At 47.5% G+C, this 18706-nt stretch carries 13 protein-coding genes and 1 pseudogene; 4 read left to right on the top strand and 10 right to left on the bottom strand.

Annotated elements, in window-relative coordinates; translation table 11 throughout:
* The 3 genes and pseudogenes from KO512_RS07255 to KO512_RS07265 form a co-directional block, all read right to left on the bottom strand.
* Window positions 1–127, bottom strand: a pseudogene (locus KO512_RS07255) (peptidase M19); the annotation flags it as partial.
* A 339-nt stretch (window positions 128–466) separates the two neighbouring features.
* A complete protein-coding gene (locus KO512_RS07260) occupies window positions 467–1939 on the bottom strand; it encodes a diguanylate cyclase (RefSeq protein ID WP_215951669.1) in 1473 nt (490 codons plus the stop codon).
* Window positions 1940–2053: 114 nt separating this feature from the next.
* Window positions 2054–3181, bottom strand: a complete 1128-nt coding sequence (locus KO512_RS07265) for a GlxA family transcriptional regulator (RefSeq protein ID WP_215951670.1) — start codon at window positions 3179–3181, stop codon at window positions 2054–2056.
* Window positions 3182–3761: 580 nt separating this feature from the next.
* On the opposite strand from KO512_RS07265, the gene KO512_RS07270 reads away from it, so the two are divergent.
* Genes KO512_RS07270 through KO512_RS07280 form a run of 3 tightly spaced genes read left to right on the top strand, consistent with a single transcriptional unit; the run spans window position 3762 to window position 7593 of the window.
* Window positions 3762–4490, top strand: coding sequence for a response regulator (locus KO512_RS07270; RefSeq protein ID WP_215951671.1), 729 nt, complete (start codon window positions 3762–3764; stop codon window positions 4488–4490).
* On the top strand, window positions 4487–5281 hold the full coding sequence (locus KO512_RS07275; protein WP_215951672.1) for a substrate-binding periplasmic protein: 795 nt from the start codon (window positions 4487–4489) through the stop codon (window positions 5279–5281). Before KO512_RS07270 ends, KO512_RS07275 begins: the two co-directional genes overlap by 4 nt.
* On the top strand, window positions 5278–7593 hold the full coding sequence (locus tag KO512_RS07280; protein WP_215951673.1) for an ATP-binding protein: 2316 nt from the start codon (window positions 5278–5280) through the stop codon (window positions 7591–7593). Before KO512_RS07275 ends, KO512_RS07280 begins: the two co-directional genes overlap by 4 nt.
* Before the next feature lie 138 nt (window positions 7594–7731).
* On the opposite strand, the gene KO512_RS07285 is transcribed toward KO512_RS07280, so the two are convergent.
* From KO512_RS07285 to dctP, 3 genes are all read right to left on the bottom strand, one after another.
* Window positions 7732–9021, bottom strand: a complete 1290-nt coding sequence (locus KO512_RS07285; RefSeq protein WP_215951674.1) for a TRAP transporter large permease — start codon at window positions 9019–9021, stop codon at window positions 7732–7734.
* A gap of 14 nt (window positions 9022–9035) precedes the next feature.
* On the bottom strand, window positions 9036–9539 hold the full coding sequence (locus tag KO512_RS07290; RefSeq protein ID WP_215951675.1) for a TRAP transporter small permease: 504 nt from the start codon (window positions 9537–9539) through the stop codon (window positions 9036–9038).
* Window positions 9540–9722: 183 nt separating this feature from the next.
* Window positions 9723–10730 carry a TRAP transporter substrate-binding protein DctP gene (dctP, locus tag KO512_RS07295; RefSeq protein WP_215951676.1) on the bottom strand — a complete coding sequence of 336 codons (1008 nt, stop codon included), beginning with the start codon at window positions 10728–10730 and terminating at the stop codon, window positions 9723–9725.
* A gap of 426 nt (window positions 10731–11156) precedes the next feature.
* Between dctP and KO512_RS07300 the strand changes: the two genes are divergently transcribed.
* Complete coding sequence (locus KO512_RS07300) at window positions 11157–12248, top strand: GlxA family transcriptional regulator (RefSeq protein ID WP_215951677.1); 1092 nt, start codon at window positions 11157–11159, stop codon at window positions 12246–12248.
* 93 nt (window positions 12249–12341) lie between these two features.
* On the opposite strand, the gene KO512_RS07305 is transcribed toward KO512_RS07300, so the two are convergent.
* From KO512_RS07305 to KO512_RS07320, 4 genes are all read right to left on the bottom strand, one after another.
* Window positions 12342–13721 carry an L-serine ammonia-lyase gene (locus KO512_RS07305; RefSeq protein WP_215951678.1) on the bottom strand — a complete coding sequence of 460 codons (1380 nt, stop codon included), beginning with the start codon at window positions 13719–13721 and terminating at the stop codon, window positions 12342–12344.
* Between the two features lie 280 nt (window positions 13722–14001).
* The gene (gene purU / locus KO512_RS07310) at window positions 14002–14874 is read right to left on the bottom strand and encodes a formyltetrahydrofolate deformylase (protein ID WP_215951679.1); all 873 of its coding nucleotides are present in this window, start codon (window positions 14872–14874) and stop codon (window positions 14002–14004) included.
* 142 nt (window positions 14875–15016) lie between these two features.
* A complete protein-coding gene (locus tag KO512_RS07315; RefSeq protein WP_215951680.1) occupies window positions 15017–15688 on the bottom strand; it encodes a sarcosine oxidase subunit gamma in 672 nt (223 codons plus the stop codon).
* Window positions 15681–18698 (bottom strand): sarcosine oxidase subunit alpha family protein, encoded by a 3018-nt coding sequence (locus KO512_RS07320; protein WP_215951681.1) that lies wholly within the window; start codon window positions 18696–18698, stop codon window positions 15681–15683. Before KO512_RS07320 ends, KO512_RS07315 begins: the two co-directional genes overlap by 8 nt.
* Between the last annotated feature and the right edge of the window lie 8 nt (window positions 18699–18706).

An 18706-nucleotide genomic window follows, 5' to 3' on the forward strand; every position in this document is an offset into this window, starting at 1 on the left:
AGGCTACGGTACAGTTCGCTGCCGTCAGGCCGCCTTTCGCCATATCTTCAAACAGCGCGCGTTCCCATTTGGCGCAGATCAAACCATCGATAACAATGGCGTCCTTGTGTAGATCAGCTGCATTCATTGTCGATATCCTTATGAATCAGAGTTAAGGCCTCGGCAAATCAAGCTCAGGCCCTCAGGTAAAAAGACCTTTGGCGGCCTTTCATCATTAAGATCAGTGTAGTTTTTAGTGCAAAACAAAAAGGGGCTGGAAACGACTTACACACTACTAAAAGCGACGAGCCGAAAAAGATTTAGGCTAACGCCTAAAGGAAAGTAACAACCAACAAGAAGTGACAATAGGATTGACGACCATCTTAAGCGACATAAATAACTGAACTTAACTAAATAAGCATGCAAGTAGAGGTAATCACGGCGTTGCCAGACGCCGCATTTTAAAAAGCATCAAAAAAGAGTGACTTCAGTGAGGGCTATCCTTGCTTGTTACAGCCCCGTTGGCATAGCAGCGAAAGGTATTGCGCCCTGCTTCTTTCGCCTGATACATCGCCTTATCGGCACATTTTAGAATGTCATCCACACCGGTTTCATGACCTATAAAAGCAAACACGCCAATACTGGCCGAACAATGATGTTCAACCTGTATCTCAGCCTCATTCTCACGGTTAACGTGCAACTGATACACTTCGGCTAATCTAACGCGTATTTTTTCAGCCACCGTCTTAGCATAGGCGATGGCGGTCTCGCGATCCGCCACGAGATCCCCTAACAACACGATAAACTCATCACCGCCAAAGCGAGCGACTGAATCCATCTCTCGCACACAAGCTGTTAATCGATTGGCCGCTTCGATGAGCAACAGATCACCCACAAAATGCCCATATCTATCATTGAGGGGTTTAAAGTTATCCAGATCAACAAACATTAAGGCGCTATGATGCCCCGAGCGTTGGCTAGCAAGTTGCGCTTGAGTCAAGCGATCAATCAGCAAACGACGATTGGGGAGCCCGGTCAGTGTGTCATAAAACGCCAACTGTCTAATCTGGTCCTCCATCTGCTTACGTTGGGTAATTTCCCGCGTAATGCCATGAAAGCCGGTAATATGGCCTTGCGCGTCCAGCACCGCCTTAGAAAACACCTCACCCCAAATGACGCTACCGTTCTTACAACGATAGGGGGCCTCAAATTTAACAAAGCCCTCAACATTTCCCTCGCGCTCAGCTTGCTGTCGTTGGCGAAAAACCTCGGTAACAATGGCCACGCCCTCTTGACTGAATAGTTCAAACACATGATGTCCCATCACCTCCTCGGCCTTGAAACCTCGATGGAGTTCATCGGAAGGACTGATATAGGTGATACGCAGTTCGCTATCCGTGCGCCAGATAACATCCATCGCATCTTCCGTTAACAATCGATAAAAAGACTCCCGTTCGTTCAATTCGCGGGTACGTTGTTCAACTAGAGCTTCCAGTGCTCGGTTGCGCCTTGACAGGTTAGTGAGTGGATAAACTTCGCTACCCTGCACTAAATGATAAGGAATCGAGATGCCACTGTGGACAATTTTCCACGTCTCGCCTTCAAGACGAAAGATCAACACTAATCGTGCCACTTCATGGGATAAAATGTGTTCGGGAATCGGCAGTTGAATATTAAAAAAAGCGGTCACCGCGACAACCGTCTCACTCAGATCCTGCATAGCAATATCGAGTAGGTCGATATGTATCCGCCCAGAGACCTCAGCAAAGTCTTGCCGAGTGATCTTAACCCACTCATCACGATCGGTAATTAACTCAGAGCCGCCGCCCGCATAGCCACTGAAGTCGTCACTAAAAAGACAGGTTAGACGGTCATCGCGAGTAGTATAGAGTTCAATATACTCGTCAAACAGTGCACGAATGAGTCGCTGGCGATCCGGATGAGCAACGATCTTGGTCATAAAAAGTACCCAAGGCTTCATACCAATAGATCATTACGACACCATTGGTTTATGTATACAAGTGTACTTGAATAGCTAGCCGTCAAACTACGCACGGGGATCAAGTGATATAAGCTATTTTGACTCTTTTTTATCGCCTAGATTAACCGAACCAAAGGTCGATTCTGTTCTGGCAGCAGAGAATGTCTTTCTCAAGCCAGGCGCCTCACTCTCCGGCTTATGAATCACCGGTGGTTTGACGCTGTCTGTTTCCGGAGCGCCAGACTTGTCATTCTGCCGCACGGCGGTGCGTTCATCACGTGGAGGAATTCCCATCTGTTCTCGATAACACTTGCTAAAATGAGGGCTGGAAACAAAACCACAGGCCGCCGCAATATCGATAATCGACATGGTGCTTTGCTTGAGCAATTGTCTCGCCCGAAGTAATCTTAAGCGCAGATAATAACGTGAGGGGGAACAATCGAGATATTTCTGAAACAGCCGCTCCATCTGTCGCCGAGACAGATTGACGTAACCAGCCAACTCATCCATCTCGATCACTTCTTCAATATTCGCTTCCATCAAGGCAACGAGTTCCAACAGCTTCGGTTGTGTCGTCCCCAACACATGTTGCAGCGGAACTTTCTGCTGATCGCTCTCATCACGCACACGATCACAGATAAACATCTCAGAAATAGCCGTCGATAGCTGATAACCATGTTCCAACTTGATCATCTTAAGCATCATATCCAGCGGTACTGTCCCACCAGTACAAGTCATACGCCCACGATCAAAACTAAACAATCGATTGGAACACTTAACCCGAGGAAAAGCTTCTTGCAGCGCCGCCAGATATTCCCAATGGGTGCTACATTCATGGCCATCCAATAACCCCGCATCAGCCAACAGGTAACTACCCGTACAGATAGCCCCAAGTTTGCAGCCCTGACGCTCTTTCGCCTGTAGCCAAGCAATATGGCGCTGACTATAAGCTCTGGGAATATTTAGACCACCAGCCACAATAACCGTATCTAACGGGGGGCAATGGGTAACACTGGCATCCGGAGTGATGGTAATACCGTCACTGGCACTGACCGGCTGACCATCCATCGTCAAGGTATACCAGTAATACAGTTTTTCACCACTGAGCTGATTCGCCATCCGCAGCGCTTCAACCGCGGAGGCCAATGAAATCATCGTAAAATTATCTAATAACAGAAAACCGATAGCACGGGATTGGCTACCGCTCACTTCATCGATCATAAGGAGACCTGCACCTACATCAGTATTGTTGCATTATTAACTAGGCTATTCATTGGTACCGGCAAGCCATCTCAGAGAACTTAAGCACATCATCCAAGCAGCCAGCCTTAGCAGTATAGGACTTATTGATAGCGGCCTTTTCTTTTATAACGGCCTGAGTTCATATTTACCATCAATCACTTAGAATGAGAACTCTTTATCCACAGAAACCCTTATACTGCCGATTAATGCGTGGGCTGTAGACGCTTAACATCTACCCAAATTCCTCGATAGCGCGACTCATCATAAAACCGAGTATTCAGTCTTAGTAATAGAGCTTAGTAATAGGACTTAAGAATAGGACTTCATACTCGATACCCCTATCGATGAACAAAATGAGCATAGCCTTGAGGGATTAACTCATACCAACGTAAAAGTCTTAATATGTAAAACTTTGTAAACAATATGTAAACGGGCTTGCCAACCCCTCCTAAAAAGCACTACTTTCAGGACACAAGTTCATATCCACCCAAGAGATTATAAATAACAATAAAGCACAACGGTATCACTCACATACCTGTGCTGAGGAAAATACGCTTTTATGAGCACTGATGCCCGAATTCTTGTAGTCGACGATGAAGAACTAACCCGGCACTGCCTGAAAAGTTATTTCGAAGAAGAAGGCTACAATGTCTTTACCGCAGACACAGCAGAACAGGCCGAAGCGATTCTTCGCAGCGAAGCAATTGACGTGTTGCTGTTAGATATCCGCCTGCCCGGTAAAGATGGCCTCACCCTCACCCGTGAGCTCAGAGTCAGTACTGAGGTCGGCATTATCTTAGTCACAGGGAGGCAGGACGAAGTCGACCGCTTAATCGGTTTGGAATGCGGTGCTGATGAATATGTCACCAAGCCCTTCAATCCTCGTGAGATTCTCGCGCGAACCAAAAACCTAGTTCGTCGAGTACGCCACTGTACTGATCAGAAGCCTACCGATTCCCTACCCCACAGCTTTAAAAGCTTTGATCGCTGGAAACTAAACCTCGACCGACGTCAATTGGTTGATGAACAGCAGCAAACAACGCAGCTGACCGAAGGAGAGTTCCAACTGCTCAATACACTGATGGTTAATACCGGCAGAGTCATGAGCCGAGTACAGATATTGGAACAGATCCGCAACCGAGAATGGATTCCGAGCGATCGTACCGTTGATGTGTTGATTGGCCGACTGCGACGCAAACTCAATGATGATCCCGCTAACCCTAGAACGATACTAACGGTGCATGGTACCGGCTACCTCTTCACGCCCAAGCCTGTAGATATGTCATGACTCGCCGCGGGCAGATATTGCTGATCTCGTTATTAAGCGTGGCATTAGTTCTATTGTCCACCAGCAGTTATAGCCGCACACTGAAGGCTTGCGGCCATCCCTTTTATCCACCGGTATCTTGGATCAGTGATAAACAATTGATGGGCCTTGCACCTACAGTGACCCAGCAGTTGTTTGCCGAACTGGGCTACCGAGTGGAGCTACGAGCAGGTTATAACTGGAAACGTTGCCTGCTGGAAGTACAACGGGGTAATGCCGATATCGTCGTTGCCGCCTATCACATTCCTAGCCGTGAGTCCTATCTCTGGTTTAGTCACGAACCGGTTATTGCCGACCCAATCACCCTGTTTGTTAACCGAGAGAGTCCCCTCGTTTATAAAACCCGAGATGACTTACGGGGGAAGGTCACCGGCCTACTACTCGGCGATAGTTTTGGCGAAGATCTAGATCAATTTCTGTCACAAAACACTCGTATTGAGTACGTTTCCCGCAATCGACAGAACTTTGATAAACTCGCCCATCAAAAAATCGATTTTATGCCGATCGGTTTGCTCAGTGGTCGCCTACAAAGTCGAAAAATGGGCTTTCATGAACAGATAATGCCCCTAGATGAAAAGGTTAGCACCGAGCTCTACTTTCTTGCGGTCAGTAAGAAGAGTGGTTTGCAAAAACACCTACCCTTTATCGACCACCGGTTAAAAGAGTTGCATCAAAATGGCACAATCAAGCGATTAACCGATCAATATAGCCTGCAATATCTCGACCAAATAGCAACGGAGCCCGATCAATGATCCAGCCTAAAGGGCTGATACCGAAAATAACCCGCTATTCCAGTCAACACCCACTGGGATACCGCATTATGTTATATGTCTGTAGCTGCAGCTTTTTATTCATCCTCTTTTCCACCGCCCTACAACTGACCCTCGATTATCGCCGTGAGTTTCGCGCCATTGACCAACAGGTACAACTTATTCGCACCAGTTACCTTGCCAGTCTGGCGAAAAGTCTTTGGGATGTTGATCATGCGCAAATCGCACTGCAACTCAAAGGGATACATAACCTTCCCGATGTCAGCTACTTAGTGCTTAAAAATACTGATACCGGTGAAACAAGCAGTGAAGGGAAACTTGATCTCTTTTCTGACAGTCCACTGCAAACTCAAAGCTTTGATCTCATTCACCGAACGCCGGAACAACAACGCAAGCTAGGACAGTTAGAAGTTAGCTTTGATCTAAGAGCCGTCTACCAAGGTATCTGGAGTCGAGGCTTTAGCATTCTGCTCACCCAGACCCTCTTGGTCATCTTGATTGTACTGGTCATATTGATCATCTTTCATCGGCAAATCACTCGCCACTTAGAAGCGATGGCTAACTACAGCCGCGATATCGGTGCTGGGCAACTGGAGCACAGTCTAACCCTCGACCGGCAACCGCCCAGCAGTAGTGATGAATTAGATCAGTTGGTCACTGCGCTGAATGAGATGCGTCAGTCAATTCGTCAAGAGATTCATCACCGAGAGCAGGAACAGCAAGAGCTTCGCTATAATAGAGATCAACTACAAAAAATGGTTGAGCGGCGAACCGCTAGCCTACTGCAAGCGAAAGAGGCGGCCGAAGAAGCCAGTAATGCCAAATCCCGCTTTCTTTCAACCATGAGCCATGAAATCCGCACGCCCATGAATGGCATGCTGGGGATGATTCAACTGTTAGAAAGCTCAGCACTAAATCTGAGTCAGCAACAACATATACAGGTGCTCCACGATGCCACTAATGCACTGCTGGAAACCTTTAATAATATCCTCGAATATGGTCGATTAGTTGAGGGAGCCTACAGCATCAGTCCGTCTCGCTTTTCACTAAAAAGCTTACTCCATAACCTCACCGCCCTATTAACCCCAGAAGCAAATCGTAAACAGCTGAACCTTCAGTTCAAATACTCCCATGAGATAGCTGACCTGTTTTATACCGAAGAGAGTAGTCTACGACAGATCATCACCAATCTATTAAGCAATGCCATCAAATTTACCGACCAAGGCGATGTCATCCTGACTGCCAAATTACTTTCTCAGGATGCTGAAAAACAAAGAATCAAGTTTAGCATCCGTGATTCAGGCATTGGTATTGAACCAGAATTTCAACAACATATTTTTGACCGTTTTACCCAGGCAGATGAAACCATTACCCGTCGTTTTGGAGGTACGGGTCTCGGCTTGGCTATTTGTAAAGAGCTCGCAGAACACCTTGGCGGGAAAATAGGGGTATCTAGCCGCCTTGGCAGTGGTAGCACCTTCTGGCTTGAATTAAATATACCTATCGCAGCGCCAACAAGGGCACTAGATATAGCTGAACCGGCATTGCAGAATAACAGCGGCCAGCAAATATTATTAGTTGAAGATGTCAAAATAAATCAACAGGTTGTATTGGGGCTACTTGAGGAAACTCATCACCAGGTGACGATCGTGAGCGATGGTATCAAAGCCCTAGAGCTTGGCCGGGTTCAACACTTCGACCTCATTCTCATGGATATGCACCTGCCGGGACTCAGCGGCCTAGAAGTCAGCGCACGACTGAATAATGATCCCGACTGTATTAATTACCATACCCGCATCATCGCGTTAACCGCCAGTGTCAGACCAGAAGATATCCATCGTTATCTGGAAGCGGGTATCAGTAGTGTGATTGCTAAACCGGTACGTAAAAAGCAACTACTCAACGCGATTTCCGGCGAGCAACAGATTACTGCCGCGCCAACACGACCCACAGAGACACAACCGCTACTTGATCAGGCGGTGATCCAGGTTCACCAACAGATGCTCGGACCGGAAAAACTCGCCACCCTGATGCAGGGCTATTGCAAAGTCCATTGTGATCTCTGGCCGACACTGCAACAAAGTCTGCAAGCGGTCGACGACTATGAAATTTCGCAGCAGGCACATAAGCTCGCAGGGGCTTGCGACACCATAGGTTTTACCCATGCCAGCCATCTGCTCCGACAGCTTGAGGAACTGGCTGAAAACGGTGATATCGCACCACTCGCATTGCTCGAAACACTGCAGCAAGTGATGGCGGATACCCTCGAACTGGCGCAACAGTGGAAAGCTTGACTAAGCACTTACTTCTCCTATGTCCCGCTAGTCTATTGATGCCTAAACGTCATCAGACTTAAAACCTAAAAAAGCCCCTAAGCTAAACACTTAGGGGCTTTTTGTTTTTCTCGATAACCCATGGCCTAACGGGAATAATTAACCAAAGAACATCTCCGGTAGAAAGAGTGATACCTGAGGAATATATGTAGTGATAATGAGCGTTGGAATCCACGCAAACAGAATCATAATCAGTGTCGGTTTGAGCATCGCACTGACTCTGACCCCGGTCACCCGAGAGCCAAGATAAAGTAGTGGCGCGGTAGGTGGTGTGATATTACCCATACCTAGATTCACCCCAACAATGGCCGCAAACTGAATCGGATCAATACCCAACTCAACTACGATCGGGAATAGCAACGGCGATGCGAGCAGTACACCGCTGACATCATCCATCAACATACCAATCAGAATCATCACCACGTTGATCATAATCAGCACAATTATAGGATTATCTGATACGGAGAAGATCAGCTCTTTAGCTAGATCAGGGATATCTTCAAAAATCAGCAGACGGCTGACAATCATCACCATAAAGAACATCACCATCACCACACCGGTGGTGGTCGCTGATTGTACTAATGCTTCTTTAAAGTTAGCAATGTTCAAACCACGATAGATAAAGAAACCAACTGGAATAGCATAGACCACCGCGATACCCGCCGCTTCAGTCGGCGTCATGATACCGCCGTAAATACCGCCCAAAATCATAAACGGCATCAACAGCGCAGGAAATGCAAAACGGGTTTTCTTCGCTACCTCTTTAGTGAAATTATCGGATTTTGGCAGCACTCTAATATCTTTGTGTTTACGTAACAGCACGTAGTTCACAACACAGAGCAAGAACACCAAAATCAGACCTGGGATAATCGTCGCTAAGAAACACTTGAGTACCGATTGCCGAGTAACCCACGCATAGATAATCTGGATAGCACTGGGGGGAATTAACAAACCCAATGGTGCAGCATTGGTAATCAACGCCGCTGATAGCCCTTCCGGATAGTTCGCTTTGCGTAGTTGCGGCATCATAATGCTGCCGATACAGGTGAGAGTAGCCGTCGCACTACCAGCAATCGAGCCGAAAATAGCACTTGCGCCCACCGCGGTATAAGCAATACCACCTTTGAAACGACCGACAAACAGCTCAGCCAACTCAACAAGGGGCTCAGCAATCTTACCCCGTTCCATAATAGTACCCGCCATAATAAACAGCGGAATAGCCAGTAGCACCAGAACATTCATACGCCAGTGACCGGACGTCAGAAAACCAGCCGGATCATGATCACCGGTCAATGACATATAGATCAATGCCAAGCCAAAAGCGAAAGGGACGGGAATACCCACTGCCAAGGCAGCACAGATCACCAGAAGTGTCAGTAAAATCAACATAAGGAATACCTAAATTAGATATGAGGTGGTGCTTCGTCCGAAGCCCATTCTTCGGTTGGTCCATCCCGTAGACCGCTCCAAAGATGCAACGCGCTGTAGAATGACATCAGGACAAAACCCAAAAAGATGCCGAGCTTAGGAATAAAAAAAGGCAGTTCCAGTCCGGTAGTACGTTGCCAATCTGGGTAAGCACTAATCTCTTCCCACAACATCAGCCAGCCCCAGTAGCAGAGGACGATACCAATAACGATTTCCAAGAACAGCGTACAATTCACAACGATCCATTTAGTACGCACATTGTCGATCACCGATAGCAAAAAATCGGCTTTTACATGAGTGTTTTCATAACTACCCATTGCTCCCCCGAGGAAATAAACCCAGAAGGCGATCATTAACACCCACTCTTCGTAGGCAAACAGATCAGCCTGAAACCAATAACGAAGAATAACGACAAAGAAAAAAACAAATGCCATGATCAAACTGGCCGTTGCCAATATATATCCTTGGTAACGGATCATAACATTTACCAGCGAGCCCAATGGGCGAGGTATATTTAGATGCATAAAGCTAAACTCTTATTGTTGAATATATCGACCACATATTAAAATCATTTAAAAATTCATTTCATATGTATTAATAAGAATATTAAATAATATCGACGCAATACTCCCCACCATACGGAGGGGAGTCAAGAGTCAAACTTAAAGGTCAGCTTTTACTTTTTCTAAGATATCTTTACCTAATCGATCTTCCAGTTTAGGCCAAGTTTTAGCTCGAATTTCAGTGGCAATCGCGCTGCGTTCAGCATCCGTCAGCGGTAAGACCTTAACGCCAAACTCTTCAAGCTTTTTCAGGTTAGCCGCATCGTTTTCACGGCTCCAGTCAACAAAGCCCGCCGCCGCTTTAGCAAATACCTCGGTAATCACTCTACGTTGTTCTTCGTTTAGCTTTTTCTCCCAGGTTTTCTTACTGGCATAATAAGCGTAGTTTTCAACAAAGGCGTTGTAAGGAATATAATTTTTAATCGCTTCTTTAAAGGTTGTGTAAGCGGCTTCAGGTGTCGCGCCAATCATACCGTCAACCACACCCTGTTGAATCGCAGGAAATGCATCACTCCAATCAATAGTGGTAGTGTTATAACCCATATCTTTAGTGGCTAACTTAGCAGACTGAGCACTCCATACACGGATATTCTGACCTTTAGGGCCGGTTGTTGTGTAGTTATCTGGCATAGAAGAGGACATCACGCCGATAAAGCCTTCTGCTGTCACACCCAACAGTTTGAGGCCCATCTTATCCATATGCTGATCGAAGATACCGTAGAAATTAGAGCCGGGGCTAAATACCTTCTCCATCTCATCGTAGTTAGACACAAGATATGGCAGCGAATTAATCTCCAAAACAGGGTCTTTATGGCTATAAACAAATGAGTGAACAATATCGATACTGCCACGTACCGCTTCACCGAGCAGTTGCTCGCCAGAGCCAAGCTGACCTGCTGGATAGAGTTTGATTTTCAAATCAACACCCGCCCCCTCCAGGTCGGCTTTGATCTGACGTAATACTTGCGATGCATATTGATCGGGGGCGTGCTGACTGGCAATACGCAAGGTGGTAGCAGAGGCAATAGGTGTCGCCAATACAGCGCCCAATACCAGGGTGGAGGCGATAACAGATTTTAAACTATAGCGACTATCGATATTTTTCATTGTGGTCTCCGCGTTTTTATAAGCAGGTTATTTTTATGTATTGATTAACATAGACATCAAAACAGCCATCAACGTATTGTCGGCCTTAAATCAGTCTTTTAAAAACGAACACCTATTTTATACAGGGATAAAACTCAGTTAAAAAGCCCCTAAAAAATCACGCAAAAACGCATAAACTTTATTCATAAAAACAAATGTAAACCAAAACAAACAAAACCGTTCCCAGACGACCTAAACGCCTAAATCAACCCGACAACGATCATATAAATATTACAAACAACAACAATATTTACATCATGAAACTTTAAAATAAATATTCATTAACATCTATTTACAATCTTTTACACTATTTAAAAAAACGCATCACCTAATTATCACCGCGAGGATAAAACTGATATAACACAGACATAATAAAAGAGTTAAGCCATGACCATCATAAAAGACAAACGACATTTTAGTGCACTGATGCGTGATACGAACAGTGCTTTTCTGCCATCATACAGACAGGACGAAGCCACCGTAGAAGTTGGTTTCGTGCTTCAACAGCACTTCTCCCTCGCCAGCTTTACCGCCTCGGTCGATACACTGGTCACCGCTAACCTCGTCTGTACGACACCGTTATTTCACTATCAAACCTATGCTGCTGAAACCTCTCCGGTGTTGAGTGACCTTGGTATCGAGATAGCCGCTCAGGGGTCGCTCAGCACCCTGATGAACCAGCCACTACCCGACCTGTTGATTATCTGCGGTGGCTACCGTTGCTCAACCCAACCGAATGCCACCCTTACCCGCCTACTTAAGTTAGCCGATAGCCAAGACCGATTGATTGGCGGCCTTTGGAATGGCGCGATTGCGTTGGCTCATGCCGGATTATTAGATCAGTTAAGCTGTGCTTTACACCCAGATAATCATGCCTATATGCGTGAACAGTTTCCGAAAGTGAGGGTCAGGGAACAGGTAAGCATCATCGAAGGAAAACGCCTTAGCAGTGCTGGACCGATGAGTGCAATGGGGATGATGTTACAGTTGATCAGCCAACTGCGGGGCAAGGATATCACCCGCGCAATTCGCGAGATTATTAGTTGTGATCAGCTTTCAGAAAGTAGCCATGTGCGAATTAATCAGCCAGGGGACAACCCCTGTTTACCGCAAAACTTACGCGATATTATGGCGTTAATGGCGACTAATATTGAAGAACCGCTTAGCGTTGAAGAGTTAGCCGTTTGTACCGGTATCTCGCGCCGCCAAATCGAGCGTTTATTCCAGAACCACCTAGAGACTTCGCCGGGACGTTACTATTTAGAGTTGCGCATTACCCATGCTCGTCGCTTACTCTTACAGAGTAATGAATCGATCACCAATATTGCGCTGGCCAGTGGTTTTGTCAGTACCAGCCATTTCAGTAATTGTTACAAAGACTATTTCGGCGTCTCCCCGAGTCATGCACGGGAGCAAGCCAAACGTACTCATGGCGAAACCACCATGATGCCAAAGGCCGCCGCTAACCTAGGTGATTGAAATCGATTAGAGCGTATCAACTAAAACGCCCCTAAGACGGAGAATGTTTTAGGGGCGTTTTAAGAGAGGGTATTAAACAATACTCAGGCTGGGTTAACACTCAATCGCGTTAACCGCCAAGCCACCACGGGATGTCTCTTTGTATTTGTCCTGCATATCCATGCCGGTATCACGCATGGTTCTAATCACCTTATCTAGGGAGATAAAGTGCTTACCATCTCCGCGCAGCGCCATCTGAGCAGCATTGATCGACTTCATCGCACCAATCGCGTTACGTTCAATGCAAGGCACTTGCACTAAACCGCCCACAGGATCGCAGGTCAGCCCTAGGTTATGTTCAAGACCAATCTCGGCGGCATTTTCAACCTGTTCGGGTGTGCCTCCGAGTACCTCACATAACCCCGCCGCAGCCATTGCACAAGCAGAACCCACCTCACCCTGACAACCCACTTCGGCACCCGAGATTGAGGCATTTTTCTTACACAGAGCACCAATAGCCGCCGCCGCTAACATGAAATCCACCACATTCTCTTCGGTCGAGTTTTGGGTAAATTCAGTGTAATACATCAATACCGCAGGCAGAATGCCCGCGGCTCCGTTGGTCGGTGCAGTAACCATACGACCACCAGCAGCATTCTCTTCATTCACCGCTAGCGCATACAGGTTAATCCAATCCATCGCACCCAATGTAGATGAAATAATATTGGGTTTAGTCGAGCGGATCAGTGATTTATGCAGACTCATCGCCCGACGCTTAACATTTAAGCCACCCGGCAGGATCCCCTCATTATGCAGGCCGTTGGCGATACAGTCTTTCATTGCGGCCCAGATATCCATCAAGCCATCACGGATCTCCCGCTCCGTACGCCAAACCTTTTCATTTTCCATCATCAACTGACTGACCGAGAAATTATTCTCTTCACAAAGCTTTAGCAGCTCTACCGCATTATTAAACTCATAGGGGAGATCGAACTGGGGAACAAGATGAGCATCCGCAGTCGCTTCGCTTTCATCAATGACGAACCCGCCACCGATCGAATAATAAACATTGTCATACAGTAGTTGATCGTCGGCACCAAAGGCGCTTAAACGCATCGCATTCGGGTGATAAGACAGGTTTTCTTCTAACAGATTCATATCTCGCTGCCAGATAAACTCGACAGGATATTGTCCTAGTAGCTGCAGTGTATTGCTCTCTTTCAGAGTAGCCACGGCGGGTAGAATCATCTCAGGATTGATAGTCGCTGGACGCTCGCCCATCAAACCGACAATCACCGAATTATCCGTGCCATGCCCAATCCCCGTGGCACTCAGCGAGCCATACAGATCAACCCGAATTTGGGTGACCGCTGGCGCTAGATTCTGTTGTGCGAGATGTTCAGCAAAATTAGCCGCGGCCACCATAGGACCGACGGTATGGGAACTGGACGGACCAACGCCTATTTTAAAAAGATCAAAAACAGAGATAGACATAGAGGCTCCACCGCGCATTCTGTGCGCTGTATTTATACTAAAAAGAAACCATTATGGGCTGATATCAGTCTAGCTGTATGCCAGTTTACGACCTGAAGTTTTCCTACAGCGATTGATCTCTATTCAGCTAAGCAGCAATAGTCAATAAAAGGGGAAACGGAGGTTTGTCAGGATGAGCCACACACTACATACCTCTCTGGAAGAAGTAATCCCGACGAACCTCAAAAAGACACATTTTCCAAGGCTGAAAAATGCTTAAAAACGATAGGCAGACAAACGATTAGCTAGAAAAAACCACCGTACGACCGCCATTAAGAAACACACGTTTTTCTATGTGATAACGGATAGCGTTAAACAGTGTTACCCGCTCAACATCCTGACCTTTAGAGATCAAATCTTCCGCATAAAGCGCATGATCAACGGTCTGAATCCCCTGAGTAATAATCGGACCTTCATCGAGATCATTATTCACATAGTGAGCCGTTGCGCCGACCATTTTCACACCCTTTTCCCAAGCCTGATGATAGGGTCTTGCCCCTTTAAAGCCTGGTAGTAGTGAGTGATGAATATTGATCGCTTTACCGTTGAGTTTGTCGCACATCCAGGGCGAGAGCACCTGCATATAACGGGCTAATACGGTCAACTCAATATCATACTGTTCGAGCAGTTTAATAATCTCAGCTTCTTGCTCCGGCTTAGTCTCCGGCGTAATCGGCAGATGGTAATACGGAATATCATGCCACTGCGCCAGCGATTCAAGATCCGGATGGTTAGAGATAATCACCGGCACTTCGATGTTCAACTGACCGGTGCGATAACGGTACAGGAGATCATTTAAGCAGTGATCATATTTGGAAACCAAAATCGCTACCCGTGGGCGGTGATCTGGTCGTGTTAGCGCCCACTCCATGCCGAACTCAGCGGCTCGTGGGGCAAACTCAGCATCGAATTTCGCCTCAGTAAAATCATCACCGATGGGTTGAAACTCAATGCGGATAAAGAATTGTTTAGAAATTCGGTCATCAAATGAGTGGATCTCATCGACATAATTGCCTGATTCAGCCATGAAACGAGTGACCACATCAACGGTGCCCAACATGCTTGGGCAGTGTGCGGTAAAGATCCAAGGCTTTGATTTTGTTATTGTTGTCATAAGAAAACTCCTAATCTGTTGTAAAACCCGAAAGATACATTTTCCGTGTTTAGGGCAATATTAAACACCCTATCAACCGAGTTAACAGATAAAGCCAGCCCCTCTCAGGACTGGCTTTTATTCGATTAAAACTAGCCTAACGTTAGGCTTCGACCACTAGACCAAACTCAAGGCTAGCATCTTGCAGCCAAAGCCAGAGATAGTCTGAAAACGAGCGCCGAATCACCAGTTCAAAACGTTGCTCACCGGTACGACGAATAGTCGCCGTGCTCTTAGCAAACAAAGTGGATACCACTTTGCCCACAGGGAACGATTTTGAATGCAGGTCAACTGGGGTGGCTTTCTTCAACAGATCCACCACATTCTCACCAGACAGCTCTAACACCGTTGAACCACCACTGCTGTTAACCAGCGAATAGTGACCGGGCATCTCATCACGGAACTTGGTTTCAATGTCGAAGGTTTCCAACCCTGGCACCAGAATCAACCACTCATCCGGTGACATCCAACGAATCGAGTAATTACCGTTCTCGGTAGAGGTCAATGGCTGCAGCGGTAACGCTACCCCCAACACACGTTCCACAGCGGCTAATTGCTCTGCATTTTCTGCATTACAGCGCAGTGTCAGATGACCCAACAACTTTTGCTCACGCAGGTGGATACCCCCAGTTTTAGGTCCCTGCTTCGCAAGGCTGGCTAAATCCGCATGGTGCAGTGGCGACTGACCCTCGATTTCAGGGCCCGGCACCTGATTCATCACCGCGGCTTTGGTGGCTGCACTCTCTGCAGCCGTCATGTTATTTAGATCAGACATTTTGACGCTCCCCTTTCGGATCAAAGAAGATCGGGCTGCAAATTTCAGCTTCAATCACCGTGCCATCGGCCATTGGGTAATAGACCGTTTCACCCATTTTATCGAGACCGCCTTTAATAAAGCCCATCGCAATCGAGTGGCCTAGCGTTTCACTCCAATAACTGGAACTGATATGCCCTTGGATTTCCAGCGGCTTAGGACCTTTAGGATCCAATACCGCGGCTGAGCCTTCCGGAATCACCTGCTTAGGATCTTTAGTTTTCAGACCGACCAACTGTTTCCGATTAGCACGGGTACAATCCGAACGATTCATACCACGCTTACCAATATAGCTGAACGGCTTCTGGTTAGAGACACACCAGCCCATGCCAAGGTCATACGGATGAACCGAACCATCGGTATCCTGACCGGCAATGATAAAGCCTTTCTCGGCACGCAGGATGTGCATGGTTTCTGTACCGTAAGGCGTCAGGCCATATTTAGCCCCGGCTTCGATCAGTTGCTCCCACACAGCCATGCCGTAGTTCGCCTGCACGTTGATCTCAAACGACAGCTCACCGGTAAAGGAGATACGGAATACACGCGCCGGAACACCCGCCACAGTAATCTGTTTCCAGTCCATATAACGGAAGTTGTCATTACTCACATCAAAGTCAGTCAGCTCTTCCAACAACTTACGGCTGTTAGGGCCGGTGATTGTCGCGGTAGACCAGTGATCGGTGACCGTATTAAAGTAAACTTCCAGCTCTGGCCATTCAGTTTGATGGTAAATTTCCAACCATTCATACACATGTGCCGCACCGCCAGTGGTGGTAGTCATGACGAAATGGTTCTCACCTAAACAGGCGGTAACACCATCATCAAAGACCATGCCGTCTTCGCCACACATCAGACCATAACGACATTTACCGATAGCTAGCTTAGCCCAAGCATTCGAGTAAACACGGCCTAGGAATTCACGCGCATCTTTACCCTGAATATCGATCTTACCGAGGGTTGAAGCATCCAAAATACCCACAGAGTTACGCACGGCCATGCACTCACGATTAAGTGACTGCTGCATGCTTTCACCCTTCTGCGGGTAGTACCACGGACGTTTCCATTGACCCACATCCTCAAACATGGCGCCTTGCTCAACGTGCCACTTGTGCATCGCGGTGTAACGTTCGGGTTCAAACAGCGCACCACAGTTACGGCCAATCACCGCACCGAAGGCAATCGGCGTATAGTTTGGACGGAAAACGGTGGTGCCGGTTTCAGGAATCGATTTATTCAGCGCTTTAGCCGCAACCGCCATACCGTTGATGTTACCCAGCTTACCTTGATCGGTACCAAAACCCATCGCGGTATAACGTTTTACATGCTCGATCGCTTCAAAGCCTTCACGGCAAGCGATTTCAATACCCGCCGCCGTCACATCGGTTTGATAATCGACAAACTGCTTAGGTGCTTGAGAGGTCGGTTTTATATGAGGTATGTGGAACAAGCTCATCGGCGCAGCGACTTTCAAGGTTTTCACATCAGGTAGAACCACATCAGCAGCCGCTAGGCCTACTTCAGCCAACGCTTTCTGACCGGCATCTAAACCTTCTTGTAATGCCGTGGCTGTTTCATACTGACCATTAATACCACCCGCAGTGAGTTGTTTCTGCACGGTTGGTCCCGGCAGGAAACCGACGACGGAGTCACTCCAAACTGGACGACTACCGGTATGGCAAGACAGGTGAATGACTGGGCTCCAACCGCCAGAAGTAGCGACTGTATCGGCTTTCAGCTTAGTCACGGAACCGATGACTTTAGTACCGCTCGAGCTCAATCCGGCTACTGACACGCTAGTAACACGTTTAGTCCCCTGCACTTCAATCACTGCAGAGCCCGAAATAATATTGAGACCACGCTGACGCGCCGCTTCAGTACGATCACCGACCGCCGCTTCACGGGTATCGACAATGGCGACAACTTTACGCCCAGCATCGGCCCAATCTAACGCCGCTTGATAGCCGTAATCATTGGTCGTCATGACCACTAACTCGTTACCCGGCACTACGCCATAGCGATTGATATAAGCTGATACCGCACCGGTGATCATACAACCAGGCACATCATTATTGGCATAAACCAAAGGACGTTCATGGGCGCCGGTTGCCAATACAACCCATTTAGCCCGTACCCGGTGAATCCGCTGACGAACCGTATTAACAGGCGCGATATCCGCTAGATGATCGGTACGACGCTCATGGATGGTGAGGAAGTTATGATCGTGATAACCGTTTACCGTTGAGCGTGGCAACAGCATAACATCATCGAAAGTGCTGAGTTCTTCAACCACAGCACGAACCCACTCAGCGGCAGGCTTACCGTCAAGCTGTTCGGTGCTGTTTAGCAGACTACCACCAAACTCATTCTGCTCATCAGCAATAATGACCCGGGCACCACCACGAGCGGCGGTCAATGCAGCCGCCAAACCGGCAGGTCCAGCACCCACAATCATCACATCGCAGTGCTGATTGACCGCATCATAGGTATCAGGATCTCTTTCCCGAGGAGCACGGCCAATACCGGCCGCCTTACGAATCATAGACTCGTAGGTATCCCACAGGGATTCGGGGAACATAAAGGTTTTGTAATAGAAACCCGGTGGCATCATATTGCCACCGACTTTACCGATCATACCCATCACATCGGTATCAACACTCGGCCAGCCATTGGTGGAAGCCGATACTAAGCCATCAAACAGCTCTTGCTGTGTGGCCCGTACGTTAGGTACTTGTGTCGCTTCAGTCGCACCCAGTTGCAGTACCGCATTCGGCTCTTCTGCACCACAGGCAACGATACCGCGAGGACGGCTATATTTAAAACTACGGGCAACCACATCGATGCCGTTTGCCAGCATCGCTGATGCCAGCGTATCACCCTTAAAGCCTTTATACTGTTTACCGTTATAGGTAAATGTCAGCGGAGTGGAACGGTCAATTCGACCTCCGCTAGTGAGGCGGTTCTGCTGTGTCATGATTCCGC

This window comes from Amphritea atlantica (assembly GCF_018860855.1).
Classification (GTDB): Bacteria; Pseudomonadota; Gammaproteobacteria; order Pseudomonadales; family Balneatricaceae; genus Amphritea; species Amphritea atlantica_A.